Source organism: Streptomyces anatolicus (assembly GCF_019400875.1).
Classification (GTDB): domain Bacteria; phylum Actinomycetota; class Actinomycetes; order Streptomycetales; family Streptomycetaceae; genus Streptomyces; species Streptomyces anatolicus.
In genome coordinates this window covers 1-5,795 of the sequence record NZ_WMBF01000409.1, presented here as the reverse complement: position 1 = coordinate 5,795, position 5,795 = coordinate 1, and the positions used below count along the sequence as shown (strand labels likewise).

5 protein-coding genes are annotated in these 5,795 nt (G+C 72.5%); 4 read left to right on the top strand and 1 reads right to left on the bottom strand.

Annotation, left to right across the window (positions count from 1 at the left end; translation table 11 throughout):
- The coding region (locus tag GKQ77_RS26205; RefSeq protein ID WP_219691399.1) for a zinc-binding dehydrogenase at positions 1–846 on the top strand (846 nt) is incomplete at its 5' end.
- 152 nt (positions 847–998) lie between these two features.
- On the opposite strand, the gene GKQ77_RS26200 is transcribed toward GKQ77_RS26205, so the two are convergent.
- Complete coding sequence (locus tag GKQ77_RS26200) at positions 999–2,426, bottom strand: cytosine permease (RefSeq protein ID WP_219691398.1); 1,428 nt, start codon at positions 2,424–2,426, stop codon at positions 999–1,001.
- A gap of 165 nt (positions 2,427–2,591) precedes the next feature.
- Between GKQ77_RS26200 and ureA the strand changes: the two genes are divergently transcribed.
- The 3 genes from ureA to GKQ77_RS26185 all read left to right on the top strand — a co-directional run.
- Positions 2,592–3,359, top strand: coding sequence for an urease subunit gamma (gene ureA, locus GKQ77_RS26195; RefSeq protein ID WP_308117793.1), 768 nt, complete (start codon positions 2,592–2,594; stop codon positions 3,357–3,359).
- Complete coding sequence (locus tag GKQ77_RS26190) at positions 3,356–5,077, top strand: urease subunit alpha (protein WP_219691397.1); 1,722 nt, start codon at positions 3,356–3,358, stop codon at positions 5,075–5,077. Before ureA ends, GKQ77_RS26190 begins: the two co-directional genes overlap by 4 nt.
- A gap of 11 nt (positions 5,078–5,088) precedes the next feature.
- Positions 5,089–5,795, top strand: a 707-nt coding sequence (locus tag GKQ77_RS26185) for an agmatine deiminase family protein (protein ID WP_219691396.1), incomplete at its 3' end; no start/stop codon positions are given.

Sequence of the window (5,795 nt, the reverse complement as noted above, 5' to 3'; positions counted from 1 at the left end):
GCCCTGATCCGCGTACGGGCGACCTCCCTGAACCACGGCGAGGTGCGGTGGGGCATCGAGGGCGCGCCCGAGGGCGCGGTGCTCGGCTGGGACGCGGCCGGCGTCGTCGAGCGGGCCGCCGCCGACGGCTCCGGCCCCGCCGTCGGCACCCCCGTGGTGACGCTCGCCGGTGACGGCGGCTGGGCCGAATACCGCGTCGCCGACACGGAGTGGACCGGCGTGGTCCCCGAGGGCGCGGACCTGGGGGCCATCAGCACCGTGCCGGTCGCGGGCGCCAGCGCCCTGCGCGCCCTGGACCGGATCGGCCCGATCCTCGGCAGGCGCGTGCTGGTCACGGGCGCGACCGGCGGTGTCGGGCGGTACGCGGTGCAGCTCGCCCGGCGCGGCGGTGCGCACGTCATCGCGGTGACCGGCGACCCCGAGGGGAAGGGGGACGCGCTCCGTGCCCTCGGCGCACACGAGGTGATCGCCACGCCCGAGGCGGCCGGCGCCCTGGTGGACGGGGTGGTGGACGTGATCGGGGGCAGTCAACTGGTCGCCGCGTACGCCCAGTTGGGCGCGGGCGGCACCCTCGTCTCCGTCGGGCAGGCGGGCGGGGAACCCGAGCACTTCCCGCTCAGGGCCCTCTATGGGGAGCAGGGCCGCCACGACCGCTCGATCGTCAACTTCCAACTGCTCGGCTGCCCAAGCCTCTCCCGCGACCTGACCTGGCTCGCCGAACAGGTGGCGACGGGCACGCTCGACCCCGGCACGTCCTGGCGAGGCGCCTGGGACAAGGCCCCGGAGGCAATCGAAACCCTCCTGACCCGCCGCCTCCAGGGCAAGGCGATCCTGGACATCGCCTGACGGACGTCACAACCAAGCGTGCGGCACGTGAAGCCCCCTAGGGGTGCTGGGAGGGGGGCGGCACGTGAGGTTCGGCCAGGGGCGCGGGGAACTGCGCGCCCAGCCACATCGGACCCGCAGTTGCGAAGCCGGCCCCCGGGAGGCACCCCGGCTCAGCCCGCTACCGTCTCCTCTTCCACCAGCGGAAGCGCCGCCGCAACCACCGCACGCCGGGTCAGCACCGCGTACGTCACCCCACCCACCACCCCCGAAAGCAGGAAACTGCAGTCAACCCCCCAGGTCAGCGCAAGCAACGGCCCCTCATACGAAGGAAGCGCGACCGACAACAGCCCGACCACCGCACCAAGCGCCCACGCAACGGTCGCCTGGACGTTCCAGCCGGAGCGGTACCAGTAGACGCCCCCCTTGGCGCGGCGGTTGAAGACCTGGAGGGCCTCCGCGTCGTACTCCCCGCGACAGCGCGCGAAGCCGATCAGGGTGATGACCGCCCAGGGCGTGCCGATCGCCGTCAGGAGCAGTACGAACGACGTCATCGCGTCCTGCGCCTCCCACGCGAAGTGGCCGACGAAGACGCAGGCCGTGGCGACGACGGCGACCGTGTACGTGGCACGGGCCCGCGAGGCGCGGGGCAGGATCGCGTCCAGGTCGAGGCCCATCGAGTACAGCATCAGACCCGCGTTGCCGACGGACCCCGCGGACGCGGCGAGCAGCAGCGGCACCAGATACCAGGTGGGGGAGGCGTCGACGAGGCCGCCCGCGTAGTCCAGGGCGGCGCGCGCCGCGTACGCCGTGAACGTACCGAAGAGCTGCGGGATCAGCAGTCCCGCGAGCAGACCCACCCAGGCCGCGCCGAGCACCGCGCGGGAGCTGTGCCGGGCCGGGGAGACATAGCGGGTGTAGTCGCCGAGCAGGGTGATGAAGGCGATGGGCCCCGACAGGCCCGCGGCCACCAGGGCGAGCAGCCAGGTGGGCCAGAACGAGCCGAGCAGATAGCCGCCCGCGCCCGGCAGCGCCGAGGTCGTGAAGTCGGGGGCGTAGGCGACGACGCCGAGGATCAGCAGTGCCGTCATCCCGAAGGCGAGCACCCGGGAGAGGCGGAGCAGCACCCGGTAGCCGAAGACCGCGCCGACCACGGTGGCCGCGGCGAGCAGGGTGTAGACGAGGCCGTAGGAGAGGCCGCCGGCCGGCAGTCCGAGCAGGCGGTGCAGCGTGCCCACCATGACGTCGCCGCCGATCCAGATGGTCAGCGCGGTGTAGCCGAGCGAGAGCAGCAGGCCGACGACCGAGCCGACGAGCCGGCCGCGTACGCCGAACTGGGCCCCGGACGAGGTGGAGAGGTTCGTCCCGGTGCGCAGGGACACCAGGGCGAGCGGCGCGGTGAGCGCGGTGCCGAGCACCGTGCCCGCCACCACCGCGCTGACCGACTCCCACCAGCCGAGGCCGAACGACACCGGCAGCCAGCCGAAGACGATCACCCCCAGGCAGAGGTTGGAGCCGATGAGGATCGACACGAGATCGCGGGGGCCGCTGGTGCGTTCCCCGTCCGGGATGGTGTCGACTCCGCGCTGTTCTATCGGCATGGGTGCCCCTGACGCTCGCTTGGTCCCGATGGTTGCCTCACTTAGAGCAGCGCTCAATGTGACCTGTGGAACCCGCTTCCGTCAATGCTTCCAGCATGCGGATTTCGTAGTTAGAGTGTTGCTCTAAACTCTGGCGCAGGACGTGGAAATAGGGAGGTACGGCGCGTGCGACTGACGCCCACCGAACGCGACCGGCTGCTGCTCTTCGGGGCCGCCGAGCTGGCCAGGGCCCGCAAGGCGCGCGGCCTCAGGCTCAATGTCCCGGAGGCGACCGCGCTGATCGCCGACACGGTCTGCGAGGCGGCCCGCGACGGCGTCCGGCTCGCCGAGGCGATCGAGCGGGCCCGCGCCGCCCTCGGCCCGGACGACGTGCTGCCCGGCGTCGCCGACGTGGTGACCGAGGTGCATGTGGAGGCCGTCTTCGACGACGGGTCCCGCCTCGCCGTGGTCTCCGACCCCATCGGCGCCGGTCTCGGCAGCGAGGCCCCGGGCGCGCTGCTGCCCGGCCCCGCGCACGAGGACCCCGCGCCGGTGGTGACGCTGACGGTGCGCAACACCGCAGGTGTGCCCATCTCGGTGACCTCGCACTTCCACTTCTTCGAGGCGAACCCCCGGCTCGACTTCGACCGCGCCGCCGCGTACGGCATGCGCCTGGCCGTGCCCGCCGGGTCCTCCGTGCGCTTCGGGCCCGGCGAGAGCGGCGAGGTCGGGCTGCTGCCCATCGGCGGCGAGCGGATCGCGATCGGCTTCGCGGGCCTGGTGGACGGCCCGCTGGACGCGCCGGGCGCCCGCGAGGAGGCACTGCGCCGGGCCGCCGCCTGCGGCTACCTCGGCGTGCCGGAGACGACTGGCCAGGGCGGCCAGAGCGACCAAGGCGACCAGCGCGACCAGAGCGTTCCGAGCTACCAGAACGACCAGGAGGCCGAGCGATGAGCCGCCCCGGAGGGCACCCCGCCGAACCCCGCCGCCTCACCCCGTACGAGTACGCCTCCACGCACGGCCCGCGCGCCGGCGACCACGTCCGTCTCGGTGACTCCGGGCTGACGATCCGCGTCGAGTCCGACGCCCAGAAGTACGGCGACGAATTCCTCGCCGGATTCGGCAAGACCGCCCGTGACGGCCTGCACCTGAAGGCCGCCGCCGTCCGCGAGACCTGTGACGTCGTCATCAGCAACGTCGTCGTGATCGACGCCGTGCAGGGCATCCGCAAGGTCTCCATCGGCATCCGCGAGGGACGTATCCACGCCATCGGGCGCGCGGGCAACCCCGACACCCTCGACGGCGTCGACGTCGTCGTCGGCACCGGCACGTCCATCGTGTCGGGCGAGGGCCTGATCGCCACCGCCGGTTCCGTGGACACCCACGTCCACCTGCTCTCGCCGCGCATCATGGAGGCCTCCCTCGCCTCCGGCGTCACCACGATCATCGGCCAGGAGTTCGGGCCGGTATGGGGCGTCGGCGTCAACTCGCCCTGGGCGCTGCGCCACGCGTTCAACGCCTTCGACGCCTGGCCCGTCAACATCGGCTTCCTCGGCCGCGGCTCGTCCTCGCACGACGCCCCGCTGATCGAGGCGCTCGCCGAGGGCGGCGCGTCCGGCTTCAAGGTGCACGAGGACATGGGCGCGCACACCCGCGCCCTGGACACGGCGCTGCGCGTCGCCGAGGAGTACGACGTCCAAGTCGCCCTGCACAGCGACGGGTTGAACGAATGCCTCTCCGTCGAGGACACCCTGAAGGTGCTCGAAGGGCGGACCATCCACGCCTTCCACATCGAGGGCTGCGGCGGCGGACACGTACCGAACGTCCTGAAGATGGCGGGCGTGCCGAACGTCATCGGCTCCTCCACCAACCCCACCCTGCCCTTCGGCCGGGACGCCGTCGCCGAGCACTACGGCATGATCGTCTCCGTCCACGACCTGAAGACGGATCTGCCGGGCGACGCGGCCATGGCCCGCGACCGCATCCGCGCGGGGACGATGGGCGCCGAGGACGTGCTGCACGACCTGGGCGCCATCGGCATCACCTCGTCCGACGCGCAGGGCATGGGCCGCGCCGGTGAGACCGTGCGCCGCACCTTCGCGATGGCCGGGAAGATGAAGGCCGAGCTGGGCCCCATGGAGGGCGACGGCCCGCACGACGACAACGCGCGCGTCCTGCGCTACATCGCCAAGCTGACCATCAACCCCGCCCTCGCGCACGGCCTCGCCCACGAGGTGGGCTCCCTGGAGGTCGGCAAGCTGGCCGACATCGTGCTGTGGCGCCCCCAGTACTTCGGCGCCAAGCCGCAGATGGTGCTCAAGTCCGGCTTCCCCGCGTACGGCGTCACCGGCGACCCCAACGCCGCCACCGACACCTGTGAACCGCTCGTCCTCGGGCCGCTGTTCGGCGCGCACGGCGCCGTGCCCGCCGACATCTCCGTGGCGTTCGTCGCACAGGCCGCCATCGACCAGGGCAACGACAAGATGCCAACCCGCCGCCGCCGGGTCGCGGTGCGCGGCACGCGGGGCATCGGCCCGGCCGACCTGCGCCTGAACTCCCGTACCGGCTCCATCGACGTGAACCAGAAGACCGGCCTCGTCACCCTCGACGGCGACCCGGTCCGCTCGGACCCCGCCGACTCCGTCTCCCTCAACCGCCTCTACTTCCTTTAAAGGTGTACGTCATGTCTGCTGCCGCCGACGGCTTCCGCATGCCCGCCGAGTGGGCCCCGCACGAGCGCACCTGGATGGCGTGGCCGTGCCCCAACCCCACCTTCGACGACCCCGAGGGTCTGGACGAGTCCCGCCTCGCCTGGGCGAACGTGGCCCGTGCCGTACGCCGCTTCGAGCCGGTCACCGTGGTCTGCGGCCCGGCCCAGTCCACGTACGCCAAGGAACTCCTCGGCCCGGACATCGAGGTGGTGGAGCGGGAGCTTGACGACGCCTGGATGCGGGACATCGGCCCGACCTTCCTCACCGACGGCAAGGGCCAACTGGCCGCCGTGGACTGGACGTTCAACGGCTGGGGCGCCCAGGAGTGGGCCCGCTGGGACCACGACTCCAAGATCGGGGCGTACGTCGCCGACCTCGCCGGAGCCCGTACGTACCCCTCGAAGCTCGTGAACGAGGGCGGCGGCATCCACGTCGACGGCGAGGGCACCGTCCTGCTCACCGAGACCGTCCAGCTCGGCCCCGAGCGCAACCCCGGCCTGACCAAGGCGGAGGTCGAGGCGGAGATCCACGCCCAGCTCGGCACCACCAAGGCGATCTGGCTGCCGCGCGGCCTCACCGCCGACTACCCCGGCCACGGCTACGGCACCCTCGGCCACGTCGACATCGTCGCCGCCTTCGCCGCGCCCGGCGTCGTCCTCGTCCACTCCCAGCGCGACCC